A 25,012-nucleotide genomic window follows, 5' to 3' on the forward strand; every position below is an offset into this window, starting at 1 on the left:
ATTTTTTAATAATTGAAGTTATTCAAAAGTCTCAATTCATCTGGTGAGTCAAGATGGCAAACATTAAAACCACAATCTTTATTTGCCAAGGTGCTAAGATTAAACTGACAATTAGGCAACCAACTGTAAATAAACTTGTTAGTTCCGCCATATCGTCAGTAGAATTTTTCAAGAGATAACTAACTCCTAGACCAATCGTTAGTGGGAACAGAAAAAGCAAGCCCATATAAGTCACATCTCTTGCTCAAAGCAGAAGGACTTTTCTGAAATGAATATTTGACTATCAGCAATTAGCATTTGACTAATTGCTGATAGTATAAAAAACTCAAAAGCCTAAACAGATGGATAGCCGATAGCAGCTATTAGTTCTTTAATTTTTGTTTTAGATGTTTGAGTTTCTATACTGACAAGTTTTGTGTTTGGATCTGCTTGCACTATGGCTGTAGAATCAATTGATTGAATTGCTTTGGTAATAGTATTCGCGCAAGCAGAACAAGCCAGTTTGGGAACCGTTAGTTGCAGTGTCATAGTGTTAAATTCCTTATTAGGAATAACTAATTTTCTGAAAACCATTGAGTAAATATACGATTAATCTACTCAACTAAAATTAGTTTAAGTTCTCCAGCTTACGGGAGAGTCAATAGGTAAAATCAAAAAATAACTAATTTATTTATAAATGACTAATTTAATTAGTAAAAATCAGCACATTAAGTTCATCCGTTGATGTGCTGATAAAAAATTAAATAAACAGCTTGATTGTTTAATTTTTTTCAATAATAGGACAAATTGTTTGTTCAGGATTTTCAGGTATTGTTTCCCAACCAGAAACTAGTCCTGATAATTCTTGCCTCAGAATGAGTAATTGCTGAATTTGTTCATCAATAGCTGTTATCTTATCTTGCAGTTTAGCTTTTATATGTACGCAGGGTAATTCACCTCCGTCGTGAACATTCAAAAAATCCTTAATTTCTGATAAGGTCAATCCCAGACTTTGGGCACGTTTGATAAAGTGCAAGCGAGCCAAAACATCAGAGTTAAATAATCTAAATCCACCCTCGGTTCTCCCTAATGATCTGAGTAGGCCTAGCTCCTCATAATAGCGAATAGTTTTAATTGGTACACCGCTAGACTTGGCAACATTACCAATGAGTTTTGGCGCTTCTTGGACTAACATACTTAGCTGCTTTCATGCTAGATAAATTTATTTACCTTATCTTAAACTCTCCAGTTGACTGGAGAGTCAAGTGGGAACAGAATCATCTTGCTAATTATTTGCTACTGGATTATGTGGCAGGCTTTACTTCCATAACACCACGATACATATTCATACCACAGGTGAAGGTATAAATACCTGGTTTGTCTGGCGTGAACCCAATTGATGTAACCTCGTTGAGTGGTAGGTTTTTGGCGATATGGAAATCAGGTAGCCGTATTTCTTCAAGACAACTACTAGGGTCACGGCGTAGGAAGTTAAGGCGAACTCTTTGACCTGCATTGACTAGAATTCGACTAGGTTCGTAGCCTCCATCTACAGTAATATCAATTTCTTGAATACCATCATGGGCTTCAGCTTTTTGGGACTTTGATTTACTTAGGAGAAACCACCAAATTTCTAATCCGATTAACCCCAAGCCGACTGTTGTAACTGCACCTTTTACCGAGAATGGTTGCTCAATACGGCGGAACTGAGTTGTCTTTGATCGCTCGGTAGTTGGCATTTCATGATTCATCTGTGCAACTACTTGATCTGAAGCAACACTGAATGCCAATCCCAAGCTTGCTATACTGCCAATAATTACTTTACTCAACATTTGCTACCTCCTTATACTACTGCTTTAGCTTGAAATTTCCGCAGACGTAGGGCATTTGTCACAACTGAAACCGAACTAAATGCCATTGCTGCACCGGCAATGATGGGGTTAAGCAACCAACCGAAGATAGGGAAGAGAATACCAGCGGCGATTGGAATGCCAGCAACGTTGTAAATGAAAGCAAAAAATAAGTTTTGCTGGATGTTACGAATCGTAGCGCGGCTGAGTTGAATGGCAGTGACAATGCTTCGCAAGTCACCGGAGATGAGTGTGATGTCACTAGCTGCGATCGCTACATCTGTACCAGTGCCAATTGCCATTCCTACATCGGCTTGGGCTAGGGCTGGTGCATCATTAATACCATCACCAACCATAGCCACAATCTTTCCTTCTGATTGTAGTTTCTGCACTGTAGCGGCTTTTTGGTCAGGGCGAACTTCTGCCAAAACACGCTTGATACCAACTTCACGGGCAATGGTTTCTGCGGTGCGACGATTATCACCTGTGAGCATCACCACCTCTAAACCTAGTTTTTGCAAAGCGCGAACTGCCTGTATGGAGGTAGGTTTGATGGCATCAGAAATCCCCATTAATCCCTGAATTTGCCCGTCAACTGCAATCCAAATCGCAGTTTTGCCTAGATATTCCAAACGCTCTTTATCTTGTTGTAAGGCTTGGGTGTCGATGCCTAATTCTTCCATCCAGCGTTGCGTACCAATTTGCACAAGATGACCAGAAACTATACCTTGTACACCACTGCCTGCTACAGCTTCAAACTCTCTGATATCTGCTAACGCCACTTCTTGAGATTGGGCGTATCTCACAACCGCTTCTGCCAATGGATGTTCGGAATTGCGTTCCACAGATGCCGTAAGTTGCACCAACCTGATTTCGTTACTATTAGCAGTACCATTGACGGTGACAAAATCGGTGACTGTTGGTTTACCCTGAGTGATTGTTCCAGTTTTATCTAGCACGATTGTTTGGATTTTATGTGCTAGTTCCAAGCTTTCGGCACCTTTAATCAAAATGCCATTTTCTGCACCTTTACCCGTTCCTACCATTACAGATGTTGGTGTAGCTAAACCCAGCGCACAAGGACAGGCGATAATTAGTACCCCAACAGTGGTAATCAGCGCTAAAGTAACGTTGCCTGTAAAATTAAACCAAATAATGAAAGTGAGTAGAGCGATCGCAATCACCGCAGGTACAAACCATCCAGTTACTTGGTCTGCTAATCTCTGAATTGGGGCTTTGGAACCCTGTGCTTGCTGCACTAATTGGACAATCTGCGCCAGCACAGTATCACTTCCGACTCGTGTCGCCCGAAACTTGAAACTCCCAGTTTTGTTAATGGTAGCTCCAATCACTTCATCGCCTGGTTGCTTTTTGACAGCCACACTTTCTCCTGTCACCATCCCTTCATCAATTGTGGATGCTCCCTCAATCACTTCCCCGTCAACAGGAATTTTCTCGCCAGGGCGAACCAGTATCACATCTCCAATAATTACTTCTTCTATTGGGACATCTACTTCTCGTCCATTGCGAATCAAACGCGCTGTTTTAGCTTGTAACCCAATTAGCTTACGGATAGCTTCTGAAGTTTGTCCTTTAGCGCGATTTTCAAATAGTCTTCCTAGCAAAATCAGGGTAATGACGACAGCAGCAGTTTCATAATATACATCTGGCATTAACCCCTGATTAATGAAAAAGCTGGGGAATAAGGTGGGAAATAGCGAATAAAAATACGCTGCACTTGTACCCAAAGCAATTAGGGTATCCATTGTGGCAGCATGGCGTTTTAAAGCTTTCCAACCATTGATGTAGAAGGAGTAACCACACCAAAACTGTACTGGGGTAGTTAGAATTAGCTGTACCCAAGGATTGTGCAACCATATAGGGATAAAGGGTAAGTGCAACCCTGTCATCATGGGCAGTGAACCTATGACCAACACAGTGCTAATAATGCCTCCTACCGCCACCTTTCGCATTAAATCGCGGGATTCTCTTAAGCGATGTCTTTTTTCAGCATCATCTTCTCCCGCCATTAGGTTTTGTTCTTGGAGCGGGTAGGCGGAATAACCTGCTACATCTACCGCCTCTTGAATAGCTTCTAAATCAGTTCGTCTAGGGTCATATTTAACTGTTGCCTGTTCTGCTCCAAAATTCACTATACATTCATTGACACCGGGGACAGAATTAATCGCATCTTCAATGCTGTTGGCACAAGAGGCACAACTCATGCCGCGCAGTTTGAGTGTGGTATTCTCCATCTGACTACTCCAATGACTAAATGGCGCTAACTAATTTCATCTTGAATGCTCCACTACACTGGAGAGTCAAGAGTCGTGCTGAAATTTTTTTTTAAGCGCATATTGATGCAGCATTATCAATGCTTACACTTAGAGATGTAGATGGTGAATATGTGGCTCAAATTGCTATCAATACCAGCAGCGAAATAAAGGCAAATACTAATGGAACCAGCTGACTGCCGCATTTCCAAGCCACTTTGTGACAATAATATCTACACGGCAGCCAGATATTGCAATGACTTATGCAGTTGCCATTGCCATTTGCCGACAAGAATCCGCGCAGCGACGGCACATTTGAGCGCAGGCTTTCATTTGAGCATCATCACCCATGCCATCGCACTCATCTGCACACCGTTGACACAATTCAGCACAAACGCCGCAGGTACGAGAATGTAAGTCAGAAGCTCGAAGCATGAAATTAGCACTTGTGTTGCAAATTTCAGCGCAGTCTAGTAGTAGCCGAATATGAGCAGGCTCGGCGTGATGACCACCCTTTTGTAGGCAGTAGGTAACGGTATTTAAACAGATACTGTGGCAGTCTAAGCAATTTTGAATACACTGTTGCATCTGTTCGTTCACTTGACTCAAGGTGAGTTCTTGTATAGCCATTTCTTCACCCTCTTGAAATTTTTTGGATTTACTAAAGGCGTTATTGCCTTTGGACTCACCTTAAAGATTTGCGGGTGCGATTGCGTCATTCCAATGAGGTAATAAATATTTCTACCTACTGAGGTATAGGGATTTCATGCAGATTTCATATTGATATGCACTCTTACATTTCTACAACTAGCACTAACCCTTGATTTCATCCTGATTTCATATTTGGCTGTCAAACTATATAGTAAGTGCCGCAGTCGCTTTGTGAATAACTAGCTATCTGGACAACTTTATTACCCAAGCAAAAGATAGATCACCTAAATGATTAATTCTCCAGCTAGCTAGAGATTTTAGAATTGAATCAGGAAATTATCTTAGATCATCCCTATGCAACTCCTTACTCTGAAAAACAGCTTTTTGACATTTGCTTTAGTAGCGATCGCTTCTTTTTCCAGCAGCGTTTTGACAGCCTGTTCTACGCCCACTTCCCAAAACCAAAGCCAAGCACCAAACCCTACTAACACTGCTATCGATACTAGCGATAAGCAACCGATGAACCATGACGGCATGATGAATCAGGGTAGTGGCATGATGAACCACAGCATGGCAATGGATTTAGGCCCTGCCGATGCTAACTACGATTTGCGCTTTATTGATGCGATGATTCCGCATCATCAGGGAGCAACGGTAATGGCGAATGTTGCACAGCAGAAATCGCAACGCCCTGAGATCAAAAAGTTAGCAGACGAAATTATCAAATCACAAAACCAAGAAATTACGCAGATGAAACAGTGGCGTAAAGCTTGGTATCCAAAAGCGGGAGATAAACCAATGGCTTATGATACCAAAATGGGTCACATGATGGAGATGTCACCTGAGCAAATGCAGTCCATGATGATGAACATGGATTTGGGTGCAGCTGATGCAGAATTTGACCTGCGCTTTATTAACGCGATGATTCCTCACCATGAATCAGCTGTAGTTATGGCGAAAGATGCCTTGCAAAAGTCTCAACGTCCAGAAATTAAGAACTTGGCTCAAGCCATTATCAAAGCCCAAGAAACCGAGATTAACCAAATGAAACAGTGGCGCAAAGCTTGGTATAACAAGTAGTTTCAAGTTTCAATGTATATTGATAAACGGGTGCAAAGTTTGCCGACGCAATTGAGAATTCTGGATGTCAAAGAAAGCTAGTTTCTCAGTTTTAAATGGCAAAGTACCAAAAGCAGTTTTTGAGCAATGATGGTTGCTACAGGAACATCACAGCTATAACTAATAAACACTACACTCCTTCAAGAAAACAGCAGAGTGATGAAAATGGTCTTGGCAAGGCAATTTTCTAGCTTTGAGAAATATGCCCCCTCCCCCCATTTCTGTTAAAATCTTGATATAAAAGACTTGTGTAACTATGCCCCCTGATAAATGAATACCTTGACATTTTTCCGCAGCTTGAGAAATCCGGTATTTGCAAGGCTGTACACTGCTCAGACCACTAGTTTATTGGGCGATGCACTTACTTGGGTGGGTTTAGCCCTTCTGGCCTTTGAGTTAGCTGGAAAAAATGCTGCGGTTGTGCTTTCAGTAGCTTTGACTCTGCGTGTCACTGCTTTTGTATTGCTGTCTCCCCTTGCAGGTGCGATCGCAGACCGACTCGACCGCAAGAAAATCATGGTTGTTACCCACATATTCAGAATGTTAATTGTGGGTATGTTGCCTTTTGTGACGCAGATTTGGCAAGTTTACGTATTAATATTTGCACTCAACGTCTTTAATGCTTTCTTCACCCCAACTTACCAAGCCACGATTCCATTAGTCACGAGTGAGAATGACTATGCAGGCGCGATCGCTCTTTCGGCTGCTACTTTTCAATTACTTGGTGTACTTGGCCCTGGTATCGCTGGGAGTGTCGCCGCCTTCATTGGTGCGAGACAAGTTTTCTTTTTGGATGCTCTCAGCTTTGCGATCGCGGCAATCCTAATCTTCACCCTACCAGGTCAGCTCGTCGTTGCACAAAATCAACAGCCTTCCAGGACAACACGCCGAACATGGGGAGACATTAAAGACGGTACAACTCGCCTGCTTACAGATGCACCTATCCGTTACGCGCTAGCGATGCAGTTAGTCGCATCAATTGCCGGAGCGCAAATCTTAGTAAATACTGTTGGATATGTTCAAGGTACACTCAAATTGGGAGAAGTGCAGTATGGATGGGTGATGGCGGCTTTTGGGATTGGTGCAACCCTGTGTGCAGTTGCGGTTGGTACGTTCAATAGAAGTTTGCCACGTACAACGTTTGTTTTGATTGGTGCAATTTTGATCACATTGGCTTTGTTGCCCGCTAACTACGCAAATTTAGCACCACTGATGCTGTTATGGTTTGTGGCGGGTGCAGGGCAAAGTTTAGTGAACTTACCCACCCAGACATTAATTGCAGACCGCATCCCAGCTGGTGTACAAGGACGAGTTTATGGCGCACACTTTGCCTGGAGTCATCTTTGGTGGGCAATCTCCTACCCTCTTGCCGGTTGGTTGGGAAGTAACTTTGCTGAACGTGAGTTTCTTTACGGTAGTTTAATTGGCTTCATGCTGCTAGTAGTACAAATTACCCTCTCACCTCAGGAGCATGAACACGAACATCTCCACTATCCTAGTGTGCATGAACATAAACACATCCACGATGAATACCATCAGCATAACCACGATGAGGGGATAGCTATAGGCGAACCTCACAACCATCTTCACGAACACACGATGATTATCTATCACAACCATCCTCACAAGAGAGATATTCACCATCGCCATAGTCACTAAATTGCTGTTACTACAACTGCACGAATTCGTATTAAAAGAAATGAGTACATATCAAAGAATGTCAAAAGGACTGGGAGAAACTACTCAGACTTAATAAATCAGTTGTAATAGAATTAAATGGCGGATATTTCTGTTTTCAAAATACTGTTAATACAGAATACATTCCATTGCGGCAAACTGTTTTCAATCCCATGTACCCGTATAGGCATCCAAATCACTCTCACCTGTGAAATTCAGCCATTACGTCTCACCTTCTTGAAACGCTAACTCCAACGAAAACGGTAGGCACCCAGGATTAGCAGCTGCCCACTCGTTGGCTTCTGCAATTAGGGTTTTGTTACCTGAATCGAGATAGAATTGCATTTTGGCACTCTGCTCCAGTCTTTCGCGTTCCCTGCCTCCTATCAAGCGTCGCGCAATTAGGCAATACTCTCTAGCTACACGTTTGGCGTGGGATGCTGCTTGGAGTCGCAACTTAGTCAGTTTCTTCAGTTCTGCCAAAGCGAGAGCGGCTGCTGAGTCGCCTGAAGGTGTACTTTGCTCGCTAACTTCGGCTTTTTGTGAGATTTCAGACGGCACAATTGCAGCTGTAGATGCAGTAAACAGAATACTGGCAGAATTGAGCAATAAGTTTTTGTTATTGTAATTTTCAGCCGCGCTGGGGTTAGAAAGGTATTTAAAATCCTTATCTGAAGTACTTTGATTAACGTTTTCAGCTAATTGTATAATATTTGAAGAAACTAATGAATTATCAGAATTATTGACACCTGAAGTTAAAGACAGATCCTCTGGTTGCAATGAATTCAATTCTTCGGAATTAATCTTAATTTCCTCAGATTCATCTTGTACCTGTAGTACAAATAATTCTCGTTCAGACTTAGCAACTTCTTCAAAATCTCCGGCTGCCAACTGCCCTGTAGGGGCATCGGCAGCCGGAGGTAAGCATTTACAAAAACCCTTCATATAGTAAAAATGACCGTCATTTTGCTTTTGGTAAGGATTTTCAGCACTCTGTTTTACAAATGAGTTTTCAAAACTATCAAATTGCCCGTCATTACTTGATTGATAAGGGTTTGAGCTATTTTCTGCCCACGGATCTAAGATGTAGCGCGTGGGATGCCACAAATGCAAGTGCTTTTGTAGTGTCTCTTGTGAGATGGTTTTGTGAAAGCGGCTCTTGTACTCAGCACGTATCACTTTCCCCCGTTCAGTAGCCCCTGCTGGTAAGCCTCTATCCCACTCTATTGCCCTTACCACTAACTGGATGCGTTTTTGGGCTTGTTGGCTGCGTTCCCAGTTCTGTTGCTTACGACGGTCAAATGGGATTACGTTGTCTTTGGGTTTATGGATGCTGCTAATGCCTGCTATGGCTTCTGCAAATGTGTTGGCGAATGTACCTAACAACCTTTCGGGATAACTAATATAGGCGCTATACCATTTGTTGCGAATTGTGGATTCTACCCAATGTCGCACCCTGGCTTCGATTTCGTGTTGGTGTTGGCAATATTGGCTGTAGCCTGGGGCGTTAATTGCGGTAGTAAGGCAAAATTCGACTAACTTATCACTCTCTAAGTCTAAAAAGACGATTCCGTACCCTACGAAGATTTGTAGGAGGGTGTTTGTTTGTCCTTTTCCTGTCCAGCCTGTGGTGATTATTTCTTCCCAGTTGGCACGCCACTGTACAACGTCAGCAGATTCTTGCTTGCGATATCTCTCCCGTGAAATTTGTTTTTTGGCTTTGTTTGCTACTCGTTTGAGTTTGGCTAAGTCTTGCCGACTGGCCGCGCGATCGCAATAGTCGAGGAAGATAGAAACTGAGTCGCTAATTGGTTGTAGGTCATCATTAAGTAAAAATGACCCGCTACCCGGTTGCATGGGGCAACGGATGGCTTTGTAGTTAGTTATTTGTTTGGCACTATATGGTTTGGTGTTGGGGAAAATTTCTAGGTGTCCTTGACGCAGGATAAAGCCTGCACTTCTCAAGGTAATCTCTAGGGCGCAGGCTAGGGCAAAAGTGGGCAGGGAGGAAGCAAAGGTTAGGAGCAGGTGATATCCGCCACTAAAGCTGGACTGGAGGATAATGATATCGACTATGCCGATGTCCTCTAGCGCCGCTTTGATGCGATTTATGGATTCAATATTATGGTAGTCGCCTTCTAGGTCTAAATCGATTGTGGCGTAACGTGTTGTGTCGTTAAAGCGCAGACCTACTAGTTTCGACTTGTCTTGGTGCAGGTTCCACAGTTGGGAAGGTTGGAGGTAATAATCGATAGTGCGCCATGCTGGTTTTACACCTTGTGCTTGATTTGGGGCAACTATCGCCCCAAATGGATGCCAAAAGCGCTCTACGTAGCGTTTGCCCACGGATTCTGCGGGCAGGTGGGGTTTGATTTTCTTTTTTGAAGGCTGTGAAAGGCTTAATTGGGGCTTGTTCTCAAAATCTCCCCCGAAATTTTCTTGGTACATGAGTGACTGTCCTGATGATTTTTGTGCATCAGGTAGTCTCGCTGTTGGTCAAAATGTGTTAGCCTAAATTTGAAATTTTTATGTTTAAGCGGTTGGTTATCCGCTTGTTGGAGGCGACTGGTAATCGTCTCGTGGTTGAAAGCAAACAAAGGTTTATACTTGTTTAGGCTTAGACATACGTAGGCTTAGGCTAAGATTTAGTCCAACACGCTTCACCAACAACAATGCGACTACCCAACTTTTTTTTGGTAATTATTTAAATGAGGCAGTTCGAGCGAAGTTGTCACTAAATCGACAAAAGAGTTTTGGGATAACAATGCAAAGCTAGTAACACCCACAAGCGTCACCCCACATTGGCTCTTATTAGTACAACTGGTGAAGATGAAATTACTCATACTCCACCACCGAGTTAAAAAACAAAAAACAGTCAAATATCTTGATACGAGTTCAGCACTCAAAACAGTGAACTCGTACTGTAATCAGTATTGAGATGCTAATCTAGTAAGTAATGTTAAATTGTGGGATAAATTCTCTGCTAGATTAACTGCTGACAGCTACCTATGCAGCACAAATCTTATCCTTTTTTCTATTTGTAGATACTTCCATTGCTTTCATTTGGGTCTTATAATCCTCCCAAGTTTTTTCAAATACGTCAGACTCATACATCCGCAACAAAACCTCCTCTTTTTCAGTTAAATTTGGGAGTTTTAACAACTCCGCTAAAGATACCTGAACTGGGAAAACATCACTAAACTTTTGCATTAAGTGAAATATTCTCTTCCTCTGTGATGCAGATGGTTCATCCTGCAATTCTGCATCAATTTGTCGCGGACGGAGATTCACAATTTCTAGGCTCATATTCACTAAATTCCTCAATCCAAACACAACAAACTCATTAGTTATACCAATAACCCGTCCCACAATTTCCAACTCGGGCCGCAGTCTCTTTTTGAATTGATATACTTGGTCAAGCTGGAAACGCCGAAACGGATTGCGCTCGCCATTCAGCATCCAAGCAATACCATCGCCTATACTACCTATCTCCGTAGCCTCCAGAAGGTCTATTACCTGGTTACAAATATCTTGATTGCAAACAAACTTGTATGCTGCATCAATACTCCGGTTAAATTCCATCTCCAGTGCAACAACTGCCTTAAATTTTTCCAGTTCTCGTAATTGAGAAATTAATTCAAAAACTTTCTTACCCTTGTGATAACTACCAACACTTATATTTAGATTCTCCGAGACCTCCTGAATCACTCGCTTGCCCTTCCCTAATTGAGACTTATTTTCAGTTATCGAATGATTCAAATTTGAATCATTCGATTGATTCAAACGACGAGCGCTTTCCCGCTGTCTTTCTTTCGCTTGGGGACGAAGTACGCTCTCCCAGTACTGCCCCTCGTGAAATTTCTGGTAATGAGTCTTCCCACCTTCCCGGTGGAGATTAAAGTCAAGCACTAGTTTCAAATCTTCTTCAGGCGAACCAGACTCGACAAATTCCACTTTTACAGTGGAAATTCCTAACTGGCGAGCTATCTGCAAGCGACACTTACCTGCCAAGACGATATTTACACCAGTACGTGCAGATACCTTTAAAGATTCAAGAATCCCTTTTTCAGAGATACTTTTTTCTAAAGCCGGACGTTCCTCATTCTCACCATATATTTCTATCAGCTTCGGATGAACAACCAACTCCGCAGGTGAAATATATACAATTGCCGGATTCTTCACCTCAGACATATTTATACTCCGGGTCACAAATTATCACTCAAAAGATAGGTTCCATCTTGAAAAACCTAAGCAGAAAGCAGAAAAATCTTAACCAGCAAGACTTATAGCACTTTCATCCCTTGGAAAAAGTGACAAGTTGAAAAAATAATTAAATCTTGTAAATGGCAAAGGATTAACTACCAGAAAAACTCTCGAAGAGAATTTTCTCGCGCAGTAAACTATTATTCCCAACCCATTGAAAACCAATACGACTGAAGAGAGATTTAAAGTACTGGCATTTAAAAAAAAGCATCTATCTAAAGATAGATTTGTAAAACTGGGTAAATTCATGATATGATGGCTCTAGATAACTAAATTGACAAAACAAAGTTCCGTCCTGTTTTAGTAACAGGTGGGGTTGTTTTTTCCTCAAAGCCCTGTTTGCAGCAGGGCTTTGAGTGAATCTTTAGGAAAAATGAACTCTACAAAAAAAGTATATCAGGCTTCATTCGATTTGGCAAAATTGTAGGTCTAAGCGGGGTAAATACTGAAATGCCTCATATTCAAGTATTGAATCCTATTGAAAAGCAAGTATTAGAGGATATAGCAGCCACCGGCAGCGATGAAATGATCAAGAGAGCAAACATCCTGCTAGAACTTAATCGTGGGGAAAATCATAAAAATATAGTAAAAAAACTTGGTATAGCGAAGCAAACAGTAACAAACTGGAAGAAAAAGTGGACATCAAGTACCATAACATCGGAAACCTTGGAAGATGCGATCGCAAAGATAAATAATGTATTAGGTGTGAACGCAGGCAGACCTAAGAAGTGCAAGAGCGCAGAGGCGAGCAAAATTGTCGAAATCAGCGAATGGAGCAAGAACCGAAAACCCAGTCGTTCAAAGCACCATTACCATATGCAAGTTGCTGAAGAAGCTACTCGCAGGGGGTTGCCAGCACTATCGCCAAGAAGTATAGGTCGGATCTTGGAAGCGCAACCCTAATAGCATCAAGCTCAAATCAAGCTAACGGGCAATCCTATCTTTTCATTACGCCAAAATAACAACCAAGTCGCCGAAACTGTCAAGTTAAAAGGAATGCCTGAATTGTCGCCAACAACAATTGGTTGCCTCCTATAAGCAAAAGGAGCAGTAAGAAAAATTGATAATTCCCTTAAACCATTCCAAGCACTGGGATGGTTTAATTTTTGCATCTATAATAATTCAGTCAAAATACATAACGTAGTACAGTCAAGCGTTGGGTAACAAGCGAATAGCACTAATACCATAGCAGTATATTTAGCAACATTCAGATTGTGTTGGTCTAATGGAAGATTTATCGCGCCAAAGTGAGTGTGGTTAGGCAAATCGAGAGAGAATAGGTTTGATATCGAAAAACACCATTTTCGCGCCCAATGCTATGTCTGATACTCCATATCCCCAAGAGCGGGCATCCCCAAAAGCAAACGATGATACCGGATTTGATGATGCGGTAGAGTCATTAAAAAAATCTCTTTCAGCCCCAATTGAGCGGTATTTTGCTGCAACGGAGGACGAACGGGATGTCATCGCTTTGATGCTCGCCAATATTCGCGCATCCAGCACCCGGCGCGAATACCAGAAAGATTTGCGGAAATTTTTTGTGGCGATGACTGGTATTGAGCCAAATGTTGACAGCGTGTTGGAATTTCTGCACCTGACCGAGAAACGGGCGGTGGCGGTGGTGTTGAAATATAAGGCCAAGCTACTGGCTATTGGGTTGAAGGAAGCAACGGTTAACCGTCGCCTCAGCAGCATTAAATCGTTGGTGAAGTTTGCCCGCAAGTTAGGTGTGTGCAGCTACACGCTAGAAGATGTAGAGTTGGAAAAGGTAAAAGCGTATCGAGATACTACCGGGGTGGATGCCCAAACCATCGCCAGTGTAGTCGAGCTAATTGAGCGCTCAACTGTTCACGGCCAAAGAGATTATGCGCTATTGCGGCTGTTGTGGGAAAATTTACTGCGACGCAATGAGGTGAGTCAATTAAATATAAAAGACTTCGACCCACACGAAAGCAGATTGCGGATTTTGGGAAAAGGGCAAGGTACGAATGATGAATGGGTAAAACTATCAGTAGCAACAGTTAATGCTATCTGTGATTGGTTGCAAGTTCGGGGCAATATCACCGCCTCCTCACCCTTATTTATCGCCCTTGATAACCGCAGTAAAGGGCATCGCCTCACTGGGGACGGCATCCGCAAAATTGTTGTCAATTATTTTGATGCAGCTGGTGTAAAAAAGTTAATGTCACCCCACCGCATCCGCCACAGTGGGATTACAACTCTTTTAGAAGCAACATGCGGGGATGTGCGAAAGACGCAAAAAGTCAGCCGTCATGTCAAGCTGGATGTATTAATCCAGTATGACGATAACCGCAAACAAGGTCAGTCAGAGATGACAAATTTGTTGGCAGATATGATTGACTAAATGGATGCGTTAGCCAGGGAGTCACCTCCTGATTTGGCTGGCTACAAAAGCGATAACAGGCTTTGCTCAAATTGTGCGTGCGCCAACGACTCCTGAACAACTCCAACAGTGGCTAACTAACTGTTGCAGACAGTAGTAATCTGACTGCTTTTTGGTAGAGGCGATGACCTCCGGTCGGTCGGAGACCATCGTCTCCGGCGGGCGCACTCATGCGCTCGAAAATGATAGTGTCAAGGTAGTTATCTTTTCGGGATGACACGCTCACTCAGTCGTGTCCAGTCCAGATTTACCTAGACATTACCTAGACATGAGCCAAACAGGGAAAAACAAGAAACTGGCATCTTTTAACTGCGACCAAAAGATGTGGGAGCAGTTTATTGCCCGTTGTAAGTCGAAAGGGACGACGGCAACAGCCACGCTGACCCAATTTATCGAATTCTACCTAGATGATATAGATAACCTTGATGCAATTGGTGGCAATGATTTAGATAAACGCCTCGACTCTAAGATTAAGGCAAGTGTTGAGGAGTACTTAGTTGCTGGTAACAATAGTAACCCCAGTCTGACGAATGAAACGATATTAGCTATTTGCTCACGACTTGATAAGCTGGAGTCACAGTTGTCAGGCGAATCTAATAGTAACGAAACCGGAGCAATCCATAATCTCGCCGATTTAGAAGAAAAAGTGGAGGGGATAACAGCCCGAATGACACAGTTTACTGAGGCGATTATTAAAATTCAAAATCATCTCAACAACCAACCGAGGCGGGGCAATAAATCGTACAACAACAATTCATCCTTCAAAGTGCATACTCCCCGAATGCAACCATTAACCGAAGAAGGTTTAGCTTCAAGACTTGGTGTAAATGTAGAAACTATACGCGAGCAACGAAATAAGCTGCACCCACCGCTTTTTGTGGCATGGTGCAAGGGCAAGGATAAATCGGGTATGGGGTGGGAATTTAACGAAAATACGGGATTATATCATCCGGCAAGTTAGTATTTTTATGATTTTCAAATCTTCTCAAAATGAACCGTTAAAAGCTTCATTATCCCGTGGAATATTGATATTTTGAGCCTTACTTAAAAAGGATTTTAAAAGCAATATCTCTGCCTGACTGCTTCAACACTTGCAGATAAGCAACAGCATCATCACGTCGGCGGAATCTTTTCACAACAATATTTTCTTGATTGGGAACATTCCGGACAATACACCACGGTTTTAATTGCTCAGAATAAGTCATATTTTCCTTCTTACAAATGCTGTAAAATAACCATGCTATGTGCTTTTAAATCGCCAAATTTTACCTTAAACGAGGAGGTATACTCAAAGACAGGTCAAATTGATATTGACAATTAGAATTATGTGTGTATTAGATTGATTTGACAGATATATAGCGTTCCGACTGGAATGAAATATTGTGTACTGAGTCTGAAAACCTTGCAGGGCAAAGCTTTTGTTTTAAAAACCTTTCATGAATCAAACCGGATTGCTATATGTAGAATAGAAATGTTATTGAGATCAAGGCGAATGAGTCAGACATAGCAATTGCCAAAGTTGTTCGGGAACTTCTTCAAAATGTTCCAGTAAAAAGTCCATGAATGCCAAATGTCGTAAATCATTAGGCTGAGGATAGCGTCTAAATTTACCTTGCTTAAACCAACCTCTGACCGTAGAATCAGAACGACAGCATATTAAGGCAATTTGTTCATAACTCACATCCCATTTGGCATAAAATTGTTCTGGTTTCATACCAAATTCCCAGTGACTGTAGAGTGAAATTAGATGAATTTCTCTTGCCCCTAAAATCCGGGGGTTGGACATGAATACACCTCAAATAGGTAAATTTTGTAACTCATTTCTTACATCAGGTATTTGTCAGTCACAGAGTTTATAGACACACCAATAAAACCCAATTAAACGGGTTTTAAACTCTGGATTCACTCTCAATCTGCGTAAGCAGATATAGTTAAAATAGTTCCGTTATTTATAATGGCTAGAATACCGATTCAGGAACAGCCATAAATAGTGGATAGGGTGCAATACGCTTGGGTTAAGCCTTTTTTCTCCCCCTGCTTCCCCTGCTCAAAAACAGCCCGCCCCAACAGATAAATGTCCTTAACTGAACGGTATTGGGATAGGGCGGGGATAGTGCTTCGGATCAAAAACGAAACGCCCTCTAACCACATTTTGCACGAGCTATAGTGTGAGGAGGGCAATTGAGTTTTTGACTAATCTTCTCAGAATAGCTTGACTGCAAATCCAACTTCAGTCGTACTGGGCAAGTTGGGGGAGTTCACCAGCTATTTGATATTTTAATATCTATAACAACTGGAATAGGGCTAAGAAACTTTTGGGCAGCAGCAACCATACAATTGTGTAATATGTGGCTAACTTGGTCAACTTCAGTCTCTGGACATTCCAGTACAATTTCATCATGTCTTACACAGATGAGTTTTGTTCTGAATTTAGCTAATGGATTTGAAAGTTTTACCATAGCTAATTTGTTGATGTCGGCATTTAAACCTTGTACTGGATGATTAAATAGCTCTGATAATCGGGGCTTGTTTACCCATCTCCGTCGTCTATTTGCTAGTGTACGACTTTCCTTAATGCCTTGGATGTATTTACGTTTGATGTTTTCATGCCACCTAGCTATTCCAGGATAAGCTTCAAAGAATCGTTGACTGAAAGCTTTTGCTTGTTCTAATGTCATTGCTACTCCATATTTTACTTGGGCGTAAATTTGGAGTTTGGCAGCGCCCATACCGAAAATCAATCCAAAGTTTATTGCTTTTGCTAGTCTGCGGTCTTCTTCAGTTACTTCATTGATATATTTTCCAGTTACTAGAGATGCTGTTAATCGATGTAAGTCAGCCCCCTGGCGATAGACTTGGCACATCTTTGTATCACCACTAAGCCGAGCCATAATTCGTAGTTCTATTTGGGAGTAATCGGCTTTGATAATTTTATAGCCAGGGGCAGCAATAAAGCAGCTACGAGCAGCTTCATCACGGGGAATATTTTGTAGAGGTGGTTTGCGGCAAGAAAATCTACCGGATTTTGCCCCTAATTGATAATAGTTAGGATGAATTCTCCCAGTTTTGGGGTGGATATGCTGGGGTAGTTTCTCGGTAAAAGTGCCGATAATTTTGGATAGACGGCGGTAATCTAGCAATGCTTGAATTATGGGATACTGTGCAGCTAAAGAAACTAATTTACTTTGATTAGTTGAGTTGATTTTAATACCAATAGCTTGTAGAGCAGCCAAAACTTGCTGAGGTGAATTCGGGTTTACTGCATCTGTCAGTTCTGGCAGCAATGACATCTGAGAACTAGCAATACGGAGTTGCTTGAGTTGGCTTAAAGCATCTGTTTTTTCAGCTTCTAGTTTTGCACCCAGTATCTGCCATCGGGACAAGTCAAATAGCATTCCGTTAAGTTCCATTTGAGCTACAACAGGCATACACTGAAATTCCAGTCGGGCAATATTGAGTAACTTTGCCTGCTTTAACTTGTTGAGGAGAATTGGGTAAAGGTCAAGCAATATGGCAGCATCTACGGCAGCATAGTGCAATTGAACCTTGGTAAGAGGTTTACACCAATCGCTGATTTGTTGAGTTTTATCTAGTTGAAGGTGTAGTAGCTTTTTAACTATATTTTGTAAGGATGAGCTTGTTTTTAATCCTGCGGTTAGAACTTTATAAGCAAGTTGGGTATCAAAGAATTGACCAGAGGGTTGAAGTCCTGCGAGTGTCAGAAATTGCCAGTCGAATTTGGCATTATGAGCAATTTTGACAGCAGAGTTACAAAGCAGTTTTTTGAGCAGTTGGCGATCGCTTTTGGGAATAGCTGGTAAATCTATCAGCACTACTGGATGGTTTGGTGCAGCTATTTGAATCAGTCTAATAGAATCAGTTAGAGGGTCAAGTCCTGTTGTTTCACAATCTATGGCTAAAACTTCTGCCTGAAACAGACCTTGGAGAGCATAATTAAGAGTTGAAACATTGGAAACAAGAGTATATTGTGGGGTAAAAATACTGGAATTATTTGTATTTATTAAGCCTGTATTCATAATGAATTAAATTTGAATTTATCACCTAGAAGCGATAGCTTGTATATCTAGCAACTTCAAAATATTTAGTTTTTTACAAAGATTTGAAAACCTATTAAAGAGAGGTAATACTATAGCGGTGTGCAGTTAAGGGAGATACAAAAACTTTGCTGGAAAGATTATACAGCAAGTACTTTTGTCTTCTCATCCGAGCGATAACCGCCATATCAATATTCCTCTCTTTATATGATTAACTGACTTGACACTTACCTGTTTTTGCAATGCTAGAATGCTGAATATTTTCTCGAACAGATGTAAAAGCAGTAGGAGCCAATTCTCTGATAATGGGTGCGACAATTTCTGGTGCCAGTTCTAAACGATGCTTAATCTGTGCTTGCAACCAGGCTAAAGGAACACTTTTACTGTTGACTTTTTGTTTGATAATTAAGTCAGGATTGGATTTTGAAGCTTTTTTTATGGCAGTAGCAATTTTTCTGGCTGTCCGTAAATCAATTTTGTCTACATCAATGCTAACAAAGTTATTTGGTTGAGGTTCGGGTTTTGATGTAATACGGTTAGTTGATTTATTTTGATTTTCCCAGTTGAGAGATTTCTTAATATCACTAGATTCAATGTGTGATTGTTCAGATGTTGTGTTGTTGGTATAGGATTCAACATTGAGTGTAAATTTATGCCATAAATGGACTATTCCCACAACGAAATCAACGAGCATCACAATGGCATATAAGGCTGTAATTCCAATGATGAGATGATTTAAAATCTCTTGAATTTCTTGAGTATTCATGATGACTAACTTGAAAATTTATGTTCATAATTAAAGAAGCGATCGCTTCCATTTAACAGAAAAATCCTCAGATGAAAATTTGAATAGACTGAGGATTTATGGAAAATTCAGAACAAGCTAATTTGCACAGTTGAATTTGATGAAGGTTTAGGAGTTGGAATGCTCTGGGTCGAATCTAAGTTAGGCAAGGCATTGACATTACGCTTACCCCATCCCTCTTGTGCTGCGTGTTTAACTATGCTGCGTCGAATTGACCTGCTAAGATAGTTGAATTCATTTTTTACCTGATTAAAATGAATGATGCGATTATTGCTGGCATTGCTCGTATCACCATCACCTATAAATTCATAAAAACTCTTGCAACCCTTTGGCAATTTATCGTATTTGGTTAAAACTTCATTACCTACCCAAAGATAAAGATCAGCGTAATCCCTATGCAGAGGTGCTTCGTAAGTTGCTGGCATCATGTAGGTAAGAACTTCTGTGGCTGTGCTGGAAACACCAACCTGATCCTGTTCGTATTCAGTGAAGATAAGTTCCAATCGCTCCTGAATACAAGCAAACTTCAGCCATTGGGGAATCGTATCACTCCAAGGACTGCGATGAATTACCAATGGCCCTGCAAGGTAGCGAACATGGTGTAGGGAAAATTCAGCTATTTCTAAAAGGCTTGCTAATAATTCTTTTGGTGTATTTAAACTTGCCAGAATTTGCAGCATTTTTCGGGTGTTGTCTGGCAGTTTGGTACTATTACCATCACTGATTTCTGCCATTACTTCTGGTGGAATCAAATTCATTTGCTCCATTTTTCATCTCGATATGAGCGCATCACCAAAAATAGCCAATCGGCTAAAAAATTAATGTCCAATAGGTGAAGGCTGATATTAGATAAATCTTTTTATGCTGGCATTGATACAGTTTTTTTAGGTAATGTCAATGAATAACGAACCCACAATTAACCAAAATCTTGATACTGACGACAGTAGTAATTATCAGTCTGGCAGTGGCTATCAATCTTTATGTTACGGTGTTGAGCAATCAAGTTCTGGAGATAGTAGTAATCCCTTGCAAACAGACCAATTTAGGGATGGTTATCAAGAGAATATTTTTGAAATCAATCTTGGGGATACACCTTACACTGAATCGGCTGCTAATCCCAATCCTCAATTATCAGGATATGGCTCTGGCTCAGGTTACAAGTCTAAGAAAAGTCAACAGTCAGCATTCCCGGAGCTAGAGTTATAAGTCATATTTTCACTCTCTTCCTATACCCCATAAGCAACAATTAATTGGGTTCTCATTCAATAAATTACTTTGCTTGTCGGGGTGTAGTTGCTGTCATTTTTAAACCTGAAATTATGAAGATACCAAAAGTATGGATATCTCTTCTGGTTGTCATTGCTTGTATTATTTATAGTATCGCCGCACAAGCTACAATCAACACATTTGGTGATGGCAATTTACCGACTCGAATTGTAGAAGTTGCAAATCCTCAGTCTCGACTACCTGCTACTAAAGTTTTGCTGCCAGACTGGAGCCGTATTTCTCTGGGCCAGCTACCAGGTATCAGTCAATCTGGTGCAATTGATGGCAGTCCCTACAGCCAGACACTAGGTTATGACCTGAGTCGTACTTGGAATGTGGGTATGACTCCTGACCAATATTTGAAGTTAGGAGATATCAGTGAAGCATTACAGGCAGAGGAGTTTTCTTTGCAGGCGATCCAGGCGATCGCTCTGGGCACAGTACCAGAGGCGAACACAGACATTAACAGTATAGATTTAAACAAAATTGCCTTGAGTGAATTTCCCCTGATTGGTGAGCAGACATTGAGCCATTTAGCTCAGGTTGTTCCAGAATTGGCTAAGACGCAAGTAAACAATATTATACCTGTTGCAACCTTACTAAAATCAAAGGGAATTGCTGCATCTAATTTAACACTAGCTCAGGTACTAACACAGTATGAAGTTGGGCAAATGAAGCTGGGACAAATCAACTTGTCAGAGTTTTCTATTTCTTCAATTCCTAACTTAGATGCAGTACAGCTACAACAATTTACAGGTTGGATGAATAGCAATGTTTCGGATATTCCTGGTTTGGGACAAGTACCTTTAGGATTAATGCCTAATCCCATCACTGAAATTGGTAGCTTGGTAATGCGGATTGATGTAGTTTATGGCCCAGCAGAAAACCGCCGTAACAATACGATTTCTGGTTCAGACGTGCAAGGGTTTTCTGTGCCTTGTACTGAAAAAGACTGCGCTTATTTAGAACTGGATGATTTGGAGAATACAGGTCGTAGCGATCACCTACGGTGGGCGTTCCGCCATCGCGGTAAGTTAGAAGGTAAGCAGTGGATTTCCGGTAAATACCAAGAAGTCGAGGGCGGACAGGGTATCCTGAAAGCAGTGAATAACGGTCGGGAACCAACAGGACGGCTACCGTTTGGTAAAGCTTTTAAGGTGGTGGTAATGGAGCCAGATGAAACCACTGATACGGTAGATACGGCTTTGTTCTTTCGGTTCTGTGCTTGGCGAATGGGTTGTACACCTTACTTTATTGGGCCTGTTCCTTTTTTCAGCTACAAGGTTAACTCTCTGATATTTGTAGGTAATTTGAGTGAACAGAGGACAAATACCGCATCTTTACCAACTGGAGCGACAAGAGAGCCTAAAGCTAGCATTACCAACCGTACTGGAGTAATAGAGAAGATTAATCCATGCACCTTTAGTAGTGCTAGTCAATCGATAACAGATCAATCATTCTCCGGTATTGATTTGCGATCGCTCTCAAATGCGATCGCGGAGATTGAGAGTGCTGGTAGCGGGGATTACAAAGCAGTTGGCATACATACCTGTGCGGATGGGGGTTTAAATTGTGGTCGCGCTCTCGGTCGCTACCAGTTTATGAGTTATAACCCCTATGCAGTGCAGTTAATTGCTGCCAAGCCTGGAGGTCAAGAGTTCCTGAGTCAAGTGGAGCAAGGGCATCAACCAACAGAGGCTGAACTATTTGAGTTTTTTCCTCCAGCCGACCAAGATAGGGCGTTTATGGCTGATATGGCTAACAAAATTCAAGTAACACAAGAGCAAATCGATCCGGCTACAGGACAGCCATTTACGGGCGAACGCCTAATTGAACGAGTGGCTCAAAAGCATTTTGGTGGTGATTATAGCAAAGTTGATGGAAATGGCTCAGATGCCCTCGGTCGTCTCAGTCTCAAAGATTACGGCAAAACCGCTTTAGCTAGTTATCGCAACAACGGTAATACCGATAATGGAACGCTGACCTGTTCTCCCAATGTAAATTCTAGCTACATCAGCACTGCTAAAAATACTGAAAATGGGAGGTAGAGTATGACAGATTTATCTAAAACCTCTATTACCTCACCCCATGAGATAAAAGAAATACTTGATACTGATACCAATTCAAAAATACACTTTGGGCAAACAGGGGAAGGAAAGGGAGTTTATTCTGACTCCGCCTCCCCTACTCAGTCTCAACCACTGAAGACAACTGCATATCAATTACCAGCACCGACTATGAGGGTACGCTACTGGATTCATTGGTTTCGCATTGGTTTGGGCATCTTTTTGTTGCTGTCGATTCTCATGAGCTTAGGGGGCTGTAGCTTAAATGCGGCAACCGTTACTTGGAACAAAGCTGCTAATGTTGTGCCTGATCATGTAATTGAACAGGTGATTGTAGAAAATACAGAGTTGAATGCCAAAGTATCTGCTAAAAATATACTGGCTTGGAGTGTGGAAGGAAAAGACGGTAGGTTCGCAGTTTTCAATTTGAATACGCCTGATGTCTGTGGTGCTTTGGGATGTCTGTATACTGGTTACTGGCTCAGAAAGGACAAACCAATTACTCAGGTATTCTTGAGTTACTTGAATCCCAATCTGCCACCAGGTAAGCATTTGTTGTCAGTGGGAGAGAATCGAGGTCAGGCATTACCGTGCATTAAGGTACTGCAAACCGAGCAGGAGCAGCTACGCCAATTGAATTTTTGTTTCAATGGCACTGGCTATCAACTTGCTGATAGTCAGCTTTTCACTAATAGTAAAAATTCCCAAAGTTGATAACTTGAAAGCTGGAAGAAAACTCTGCCATAGTCATCTTAGCTACGGCAGGGTATTTTCATCTAAAACCTCTACGAAATTTCCATTAAATTGGCATCTAGGTCAGTGGTGGATGAAGAGTGCTGTACGTGGGTAGCGGGGCGTTTAGCCCGTGCTGAGTTAAAACTTGGCCGCCCACAAGTGGAGTAACTGCCGTGCGGGGCATATACCAAGTACATAAGTACTGAGTGACTTTTAATCTACTCAGGACTCAGGACTCATGACTCATGACTCAGCACTGAGTAGTGGGTAGTTTACCAGCACAGACGCTATAGTTGCATTGGACTATTCCTCATCATCTAGTTCATCGTCTTCCTCCTCAAAATCATCATCGTCTAACTCAGCTTCCAAATCGTCGGTTTCATCGAGGAAGTCGTCATCGTCAATAAGTTGAATTTTGCGAGGTGGCTTGGTCGCTGGTTTGGATTTACGAACGCTTTGAGTTTTGTTCCTATTCTTATTTGGTGGCAATACTTCCACGTCTACAGATACCGATTCTCCTGGCAAAGCAGGTAGGGATTGAGGTTCATTAAAACCAGCGATCGCATCATGTTGTTGCCAAATTAGGGCTTTAGCTGCGGGTTGACCCAAATAAAATTGAGACAGATTTTCAACGGTGGGTTTGGTATAGTCTACAGTCTTACAACAGTCGTGTTTATTCTTACCTTCACCTTCTTTGACAGCTTTGAACTCGACTGACAGCACACCTAAGCTACGCCACCTATCGCTTTTGCCGCTAAATGGCACTTGGAAATAGTCAGCAAAGGTTTTCTCCAAAGAACGGTAAAATTCCTCACGCACTGACTTAAAACTCCAGAGAGCTACATTCTTAAAGCGGACAACAACAGGAGTAGTATGCAGGGGTTGATTATCCTCATCCAGAAACACCAGTGCATGTTCTGAACACACATCCATTGTTTTCTTGTCAAGGTTATGCTTGTATTCATCATAAAGCCCAACAAAAGAACCACCTAAGTCTTCAACATCTGATTTATAACGGATATACTCTGGCACAAAAGCTAAAACTAGTAACCGTGCTTGAGTAATTAAGAGTCCAGTAACATCTTCAGTTAGAGTGACAATGGTTAGGTCGTTTTCATCAGGCATATCAAGCCAGCCAGCCTTTTCTAACTGGTCTTCTGGAATCAGAAGTCCGGCGGGTTTGTCATTAACGACAATGCCGTAAGGCAGTAACGGTCGTCTAACTTGGTTATAACTGTCGCTGAGAAGTTCTGGGTCAATATCGTCAATATCAAGGTCTGACAATTGAGTGTTAGGAGCTTTAGACTTAGCTTTGGGATTAGAAGCAGCAGTTTTGGCAGTAGATTGATTGGAGCGATTAGAGTTGTTTGAAACCCTAGATTTAACCATTGGACTACATAAATATGATTGCCCAACGCATGAGGCGTTAGCCTCAAAACTTATTTACCAACCGTTGTTTATGAGGCAATTACTCTCCACCACAGATTTAAATTACGCCATAAAATAAAGTATCTTGAATGCTAATTTACAAACTAGCGAAAATATATATGAGGATGAAAGGAGGTTAATCATGAAATTATCACCACTATATATACAGTGGGAGCAAGAGGCTCAAAAGCAAGGGCAACGTATGGTTGTAGAAAATTTACTAACAGTTCGATTTGGTACGCTAGATGAACAATTAGCCACAATTATTCAGCCTATTCTAGAGTTACCTTCACGCATCGTATGCTTCTTTACTGTTGCAGTTATCGAATCTCTCCCGTGAGGATGTATTGGCCAGGTTTAACAGCAATCATTCATAAAGCTGTTATGTATCTGACACTCCTCTAGAAATAGAGTTTCTAACACCTCTAAAAAAATGTCCAA

At 41.6% G+C, this 25,012-nt stretch carries 25 protein-coding genes; 9 read left to right on the forward strand and 16 right to left on the reverse strand.

What is annotated here, in order from left to right; genetic code table 11:
- Positions 1-31: 31 nt before the first annotated feature.
- The 6 genes from ACM0OY_RS06260 to ACM0OY_RS06285 all read right to left on the reverse strand — a co-directional run bounded on the left by ACM0OY_RS06260 (position 32) and on the right by ACM0OY_RS06285 (position 4,732).
- On the reverse strand, positions 32-172 hold the full coding sequence (locus tag ACM0OY_RS06260) for a hypothetical protein (protein WP_414568004.1): 141 nt from the start codon (positions 170-172) through the stop codon (positions 32-34).
- Between the two features lie 161 nt (positions 173-333).
- Positions 334-528 carry a heavy-metal-associated domain-containing protein gene (locus tag ACM0OY_RS06265; protein WP_289794613.1) on the reverse strand — a complete coding sequence of 65 codons (195 nt, stop codon included), beginning with the start codon at positions 526-528 and terminating at the stop codon, positions 334-336.
- 232 nt (positions 529-760) lie between these two features.
- Positions 761-1,174 (reverse strand): heavy metal-responsive transcriptional regulator, encoded by a 414-nt coding sequence (locus tag ACM0OY_RS06270; protein ID WP_289794612.1) that lies wholly within the window; start codon positions 1,172-1,174, stop codon positions 761-763.
- A 109-nt stretch (positions 1,175-1,283) separates the two neighbouring features.
- Positions 1,284-1,808: a cupredoxin domain-containing protein gene (locus tag ACM0OY_RS06275; protein WP_414568020.1), complete on the reverse strand. Its 525-nt coding sequence runs from the start codon at positions 1,806-1,808 to the stop codon at positions 1,284-1,286.
- A 14-nt stretch (positions 1,809-1,822) separates the two neighbouring features.
- On the reverse strand, positions 1,823-4,084 hold the full coding sequence (locus ACM0OY_RS06280) for a heavy metal translocating P-type ATPase (protein ID WP_414568005.1): 2,262 nt from the start codon (positions 4,082-4,084) through the stop codon (positions 1,823-1,825).
- A 279-nt stretch (positions 4,085-4,363) separates the two neighbouring features.
- On the reverse strand, positions 4,364-4,732 hold the full coding sequence (locus tag ACM0OY_RS06285; protein ID WP_289794609.1) for a four-helix bundle copper-binding protein: 369 nt from the start codon (positions 4,730-4,732) through the stop codon (positions 4,364-4,366).
- A 375-nt stretch (positions 4,733-5,107) separates the two neighbouring features.
- On the opposite strand from ACM0OY_RS06285, the gene ACM0OY_RS06290 reads away from it, so the two are divergent.
- Both ACM0OY_RS06290 and ACM0OY_RS06295 read left to right on the forward strand, forming a co-directional pair.
- Entirely contained in the window at positions 5,108-5,833 is a 726-nt protein-coding gene (locus ACM0OY_RS06290) for a DUF305 domain-containing protein (RefSeq protein ID WP_414568006.1), read from the forward strand.
- Positions 5,834-6,142: 309 nt separating this feature from the next.
- The gene (locus ACM0OY_RS06295; protein WP_414568007.1) at positions 6,143-7,531 is read left to right on the forward strand and encodes an MFS transporter; all 1,389 of its coding nucleotides are present in this window, start codon (positions 6,143-6,145) and stop codon (positions 7,529-7,531) included.
- 240 nt (positions 7,532-7,771) lie between these two features.
- Here the strand turns inward: ACM0OY_RS06295 and ACM0OY_RS06300 are convergent, their stop codons facing one another.
- Positions 7,772-9,997 (reverse strand): hypothetical protein, encoded by a 2,226-nt coding sequence (locus ACM0OY_RS06300; protein WP_414568008.1) that lies wholly within the window; start codon positions 9,995-9,997, stop codon positions 7,772-7,774.
- A 558-nt stretch (positions 9,998-10,555) separates the two neighbouring features.
- Positions 10,556-11,740, reverse strand: a complete 1,185-nt coding sequence (locus ACM0OY_RS06305; RefSeq protein WP_414568021.1) for a hypothetical protein — start codon at positions 11,738-11,740, stop codon at positions 10,556-10,558.
- 522 nt (positions 11,741-12,262) lie between these two features.
- On the opposite strand from ACM0OY_RS06305, the gene ACM0OY_RS06310 reads away from it, so the two are divergent.
- Positions 12,263-12,715, forward strand: coding sequence for a helix-turn-helix domain-containing protein (locus tag ACM0OY_RS06310; protein ID WP_414568009.1), 453 nt, complete (start codon positions 12,263-12,265; stop codon positions 12,713-12,715).
- 11 nt (positions 12,716-12,726) lie between these two features.
- On the opposite strand, the gene ACM0OY_RS06315 is transcribed toward ACM0OY_RS06310, so the two are convergent.
- The gene (locus ACM0OY_RS06315) at positions 12,727-12,924 is read right to left on the reverse strand and encodes a hypothetical protein (protein ID WP_414568010.1); all 198 of its coding nucleotides are present in this window, start codon (positions 12,922-12,924) and stop codon (positions 12,727-12,729) included.
- A 206-nt stretch (positions 12,925-13,130) separates the two neighbouring features.
- On the opposite strand from ACM0OY_RS06315, the gene ACM0OY_RS06320 reads away from it, so the two are divergent.
- Entirely contained in the window at positions 13,131-14,177 is a 1,047-nt protein-coding gene (locus tag ACM0OY_RS06320; RefSeq protein ID WP_414568011.1) for a tyrosine-type recombinase/integrase, read from the forward strand.
- Between the two features lie 112 nt (positions 14,178-14,289).
- On the opposite strand, the gene ACM0OY_RS06325 is transcribed toward ACM0OY_RS06320, so the two are convergent.
- The gene (locus tag ACM0OY_RS06325) at positions 14,290-14,436 is read right to left on the reverse strand and encodes a hypothetical protein (protein WP_190241088.1); all 147 of its coding nucleotides are present in this window, start codon (positions 14,434-14,436) and stop codon (positions 14,290-14,292) included.
- A 12-nt stretch (positions 14,437-14,448) separates the two neighbouring features.
- Here ACM0OY_RS06325 and ACM0OY_RS06330 point away from each other — a divergent pair, with 12 nt between their 5' ends.
- Positions 14,449-15,177 (forward strand): hypothetical protein, encoded by a 729-nt coding sequence (locus ACM0OY_RS06330; protein WP_414568012.1) that lies wholly within the window; start codon positions 14,449-14,451, stop codon positions 15,175-15,177.
- 79 nt (positions 15,178-15,256) lie between these two features.
- Here ACM0OY_RS06330 and ACM0OY_RS06335 read toward each other — a convergent pair whose 3' ends face one another.
- From ACM0OY_RS06335 to ACM0OY_RS06355, 5 genes are all read right to left on the reverse strand, one after another.
- Entirely contained in the window at positions 15,257-15,421 is a 165-nt protein-coding gene (locus ACM0OY_RS06335; RefSeq protein WP_176726953.1) for a hypothetical protein, read from the reverse strand.
- 278 nt (positions 15,422-15,699) lie between these two features.
- Positions 15,700-16,002, reverse strand: a complete 303-nt coding sequence (locus ACM0OY_RS06340; RefSeq protein ID WP_335170776.1) for a hypothetical protein — start codon at positions 16,000-16,002, stop codon at positions 15,700-15,702.
- A gap of 472 nt (positions 16,003-16,474) precedes the next feature.
- Positions 16,475-18,253 (reverse strand): bifunctional 3'-5' exonuclease/DNA polymerase, encoded by a 1,779-nt coding sequence (locus ACM0OY_RS06345; RefSeq protein WP_414568013.1) that lies wholly within the window; start codon positions 18,251-18,253, stop codon positions 16,475-16,477.
- A 229-nt stretch (positions 18,254-18,482) separates the two neighbouring features.
- Positions 18,483-19,037, reverse strand: a complete 555-nt coding sequence (locus ACM0OY_RS06350) for a hypothetical protein (RefSeq protein WP_414568014.1) — start codon at positions 19,035-19,037, stop codon at positions 18,483-18,485.
- 107 nt (positions 19,038-19,144) lie between these two features.
- Complete coding sequence (locus tag ACM0OY_RS06355) at positions 19,145-19,843, reverse strand: hypothetical protein (protein ID WP_414568015.1); 699 nt, start codon at positions 19,841-19,843, stop codon at positions 19,145-19,147.
- A gap of 130 nt (positions 19,844-19,973) precedes the next feature.
- Between ACM0OY_RS06355 and ACM0OY_RS06360 the strand changes: the two genes are divergently transcribed.
- The 3 genes from ACM0OY_RS06360 (at position 19,974) to ACM0OY_RS06370 (ending at position 23,122) form a co-directional block, all read left to right on the forward strand.
- Positions 19,974-20,282 carry a hypothetical protein gene (locus ACM0OY_RS06360; RefSeq protein ID WP_414568016.1) on the forward strand — a complete coding sequence of 103 codons (309 nt, stop codon included), beginning with the start codon at positions 19,974-19,976 and terminating at the stop codon, positions 20,280-20,282.
- Between the two features lie 113 nt (positions 20,283-20,395).
- A complete protein-coding gene (locus tag ACM0OY_RS06365) occupies positions 20,396-22,390 on the forward strand; it encodes a M23 family peptidase (RefSeq protein ID WP_414568017.1) in 1,995 nt (664 codons plus the stop codon).
- Positions 22,391-22,393: 3 nt separating this feature from the next.
- Positions 22,394-23,122 (forward strand): hypothetical protein, encoded by a 729-nt coding sequence (locus ACM0OY_RS06370; protein WP_414568018.1) that lies wholly within the window; start codon positions 22,394-22,396, stop codon positions 23,120-23,122.
- A gap of 324 nt (positions 23,123-23,446) precedes the next feature.
- Here the strand turns inward: ACM0OY_RS06370 and ACM0OY_RS06375 are convergent, their stop codons facing one another.
- Positions 23,447-24,532, reverse strand: a complete 1,086-nt coding sequence (locus tag ACM0OY_RS06375) for a DUF5895 domain-containing protein (RefSeq protein ID WP_414568019.1) — start codon at positions 24,530-24,532, stop codon at positions 23,447-23,449.
- Between the two features lie 181 nt (positions 24,533-24,713).
- Here ACM0OY_RS06375 and ACM0OY_RS06380 point away from each other — a divergent pair, with 181 nt between their 5' ends.
- On the forward strand, positions 24,714-24,911 hold the full coding sequence (locus ACM0OY_RS06380) for a hypothetical protein (protein ID WP_334959256.1): 198 nt from the start codon (positions 24,714-24,716) through the stop codon (positions 24,909-24,911).
- Positions 24,912-25,012: the final 101 nt, after the last annotated feature.

The sequence above is a fragment of the Nostoc sp. CCY 9925 genome (assembly GCF_963920935.1).
Classification (GTDB): Bacteria; Cyanobacteriota; Cyanobacteriia; order Cyanobacteriales; family Nostocaceae; genus Nostoc.

What these genes read in the sequence shown, in the direction of transcription:
- ACM0OY_RS06285 (WP_289794609.1), bottom strand. Translation starts at nt 4,732, where the DNA reads ATGGCTATACAAGAACTCACCTTGAGTCAAGTGAACGAACAGATGCAA.
- ACM0OY_RS06310 (WP_414568009.1), top strand. Translation starts at nt 12,263, where the DNA reads ATGCCTCATATTCAAGTATTGAATCCTATTGAAAAGCAAGTATTAGAG.
- ACM0OY_RS06375 (WP_414568019.1), bottom strand. Translation starts at nt 24,532, where the DNA reads ATGGTTAAATCTAGGGTTTCAAACAACTCTAATCGCTCCAATCAATCT.
- ACM0OY_RS06295 (WP_414568007.1), top strand. Translation starts at nt 6,143, where the DNA reads ATGAATACCTTGACATTTTTCCGCAGCTTGAGAAATCCGGTATTTGCA.
- ACM0OY_RS06265 (WP_289794613.1), bottom strand. Translation starts at nt 528, where the DNA reads ATGACACTGCAACTAACGGTTCCCAAACTGGCTTGTTCTGCTTGCGCG.
- ACM0OY_RS06320 (WP_414568011.1), top strand. Translation starts at nt 13,131, where the DNA reads ATGTCTGATACTCCATATCCCCAAGAGCGGGCATCCCCAAAAGCAAAC.
- ACM0OY_RS06380 (WP_334959256.1), top strand. Translation starts at nt 24,714, where the DNA reads ATGAAATTATCACCACTATATATACAGTGGGAGCAAGAGGCTCAAAAG.
- ACM0OY_RS06280 (WP_414568005.1), bottom strand. Translation starts at nt 4,084, where the DNA reads ATGGAGAATACCACACTCAAACTGCGCGGCATGAGTTGTGCCTCTTGT.
- ACM0OY_RS06335 (WP_176726953.1), bottom strand. Translation starts at nt 15,421, where the DNA reads ATGACTTATTCTGAGCAATTAAAACCGTGGTGTATTGTCCGGAATGTT.
- ACM0OY_RS06290 (WP_414568006.1), top strand. Translation starts at nt 5,108, where the DNA reads ATGCAACTCCTTACTCTGAAAAACAGCTTTTTGACATTTGCTTTAGTA.
- ACM0OY_RS06370 (WP_414568018.1), top strand. Translation starts at nt 22,394, where the DNA reads ATGACAGATTTATCTAAAACCTCTATTACCTCACCCCATGAGATAAAA.
- ACM0OY_RS06300 (WP_414568008.1), bottom strand. Translation starts at nt 9,997, where the DNA reads ATGTACCAAGAAAATTTCGGGGGAGATTTTGAGAACAAGCCCCAATTA.
- ACM0OY_RS06315 (WP_414568010.1), bottom strand. Translation starts at nt 12,924, where the DNA reads ATGCAAAAATTAAACCATCCCAGTGCTTGGAATGGTTTAAGGGAATTA.
- ACM0OY_RS06340 (WP_335170776.1), bottom strand. Translation starts at nt 16,002, where the DNA reads ATGTCCAACCCCCGGATTTTAGGGGCAAGAGAAATTCATCTAATTTCA.
- ACM0OY_RS06345 (WP_414568013.1), bottom strand. Translation starts at nt 18,253, where the DNA reads ATGAATACAGGCTTAATAAATACAAATAATTCCAGTATTTTTACCCCA.
- ACM0OY_RS06305 (WP_414568021.1), bottom strand. Translation starts at nt 11,740, where the DNA reads ATGTCTGAGGTGAAGAATCCGGCAATTGTATATATTTCACCTGCGGAG.
- ACM0OY_RS06270 (WP_289794612.1), bottom strand. Translation starts at nt 1,174, where the DNA reads ATGTTAGTCCAAGAAGCGCCAAAACTCATTGGTAATGTTGCCAAGTCT.
- ACM0OY_RS06355 (WP_414568015.1), bottom strand. Translation starts at nt 19,843, where the DNA reads ATGGAGCAAATGAATTTGATTCCACCAGAAGTAATGGCAGAAATCAGT.
- ACM0OY_RS06350 (WP_414568014.1), bottom strand. Translation starts at nt 19,037, where the DNA reads ATGAATACTCAAGAAATTCAAGAGATTTTAAATCATCTCATCATTGGA.
- ACM0OY_RS06365 (WP_414568017.1), top strand. Translation starts at nt 20,396, where the DNA reads ATGAAGATACCAAAAGTATGGATATCTCTTCTGGTTGTCATTGCTTGT.
- ACM0OY_RS06360 (WP_414568016.1), top strand. Translation starts at nt 19,974, where the DNA reads ATGAATAACGAACCCACAATTAACCAAAATCTTGATACTGACGACAGT.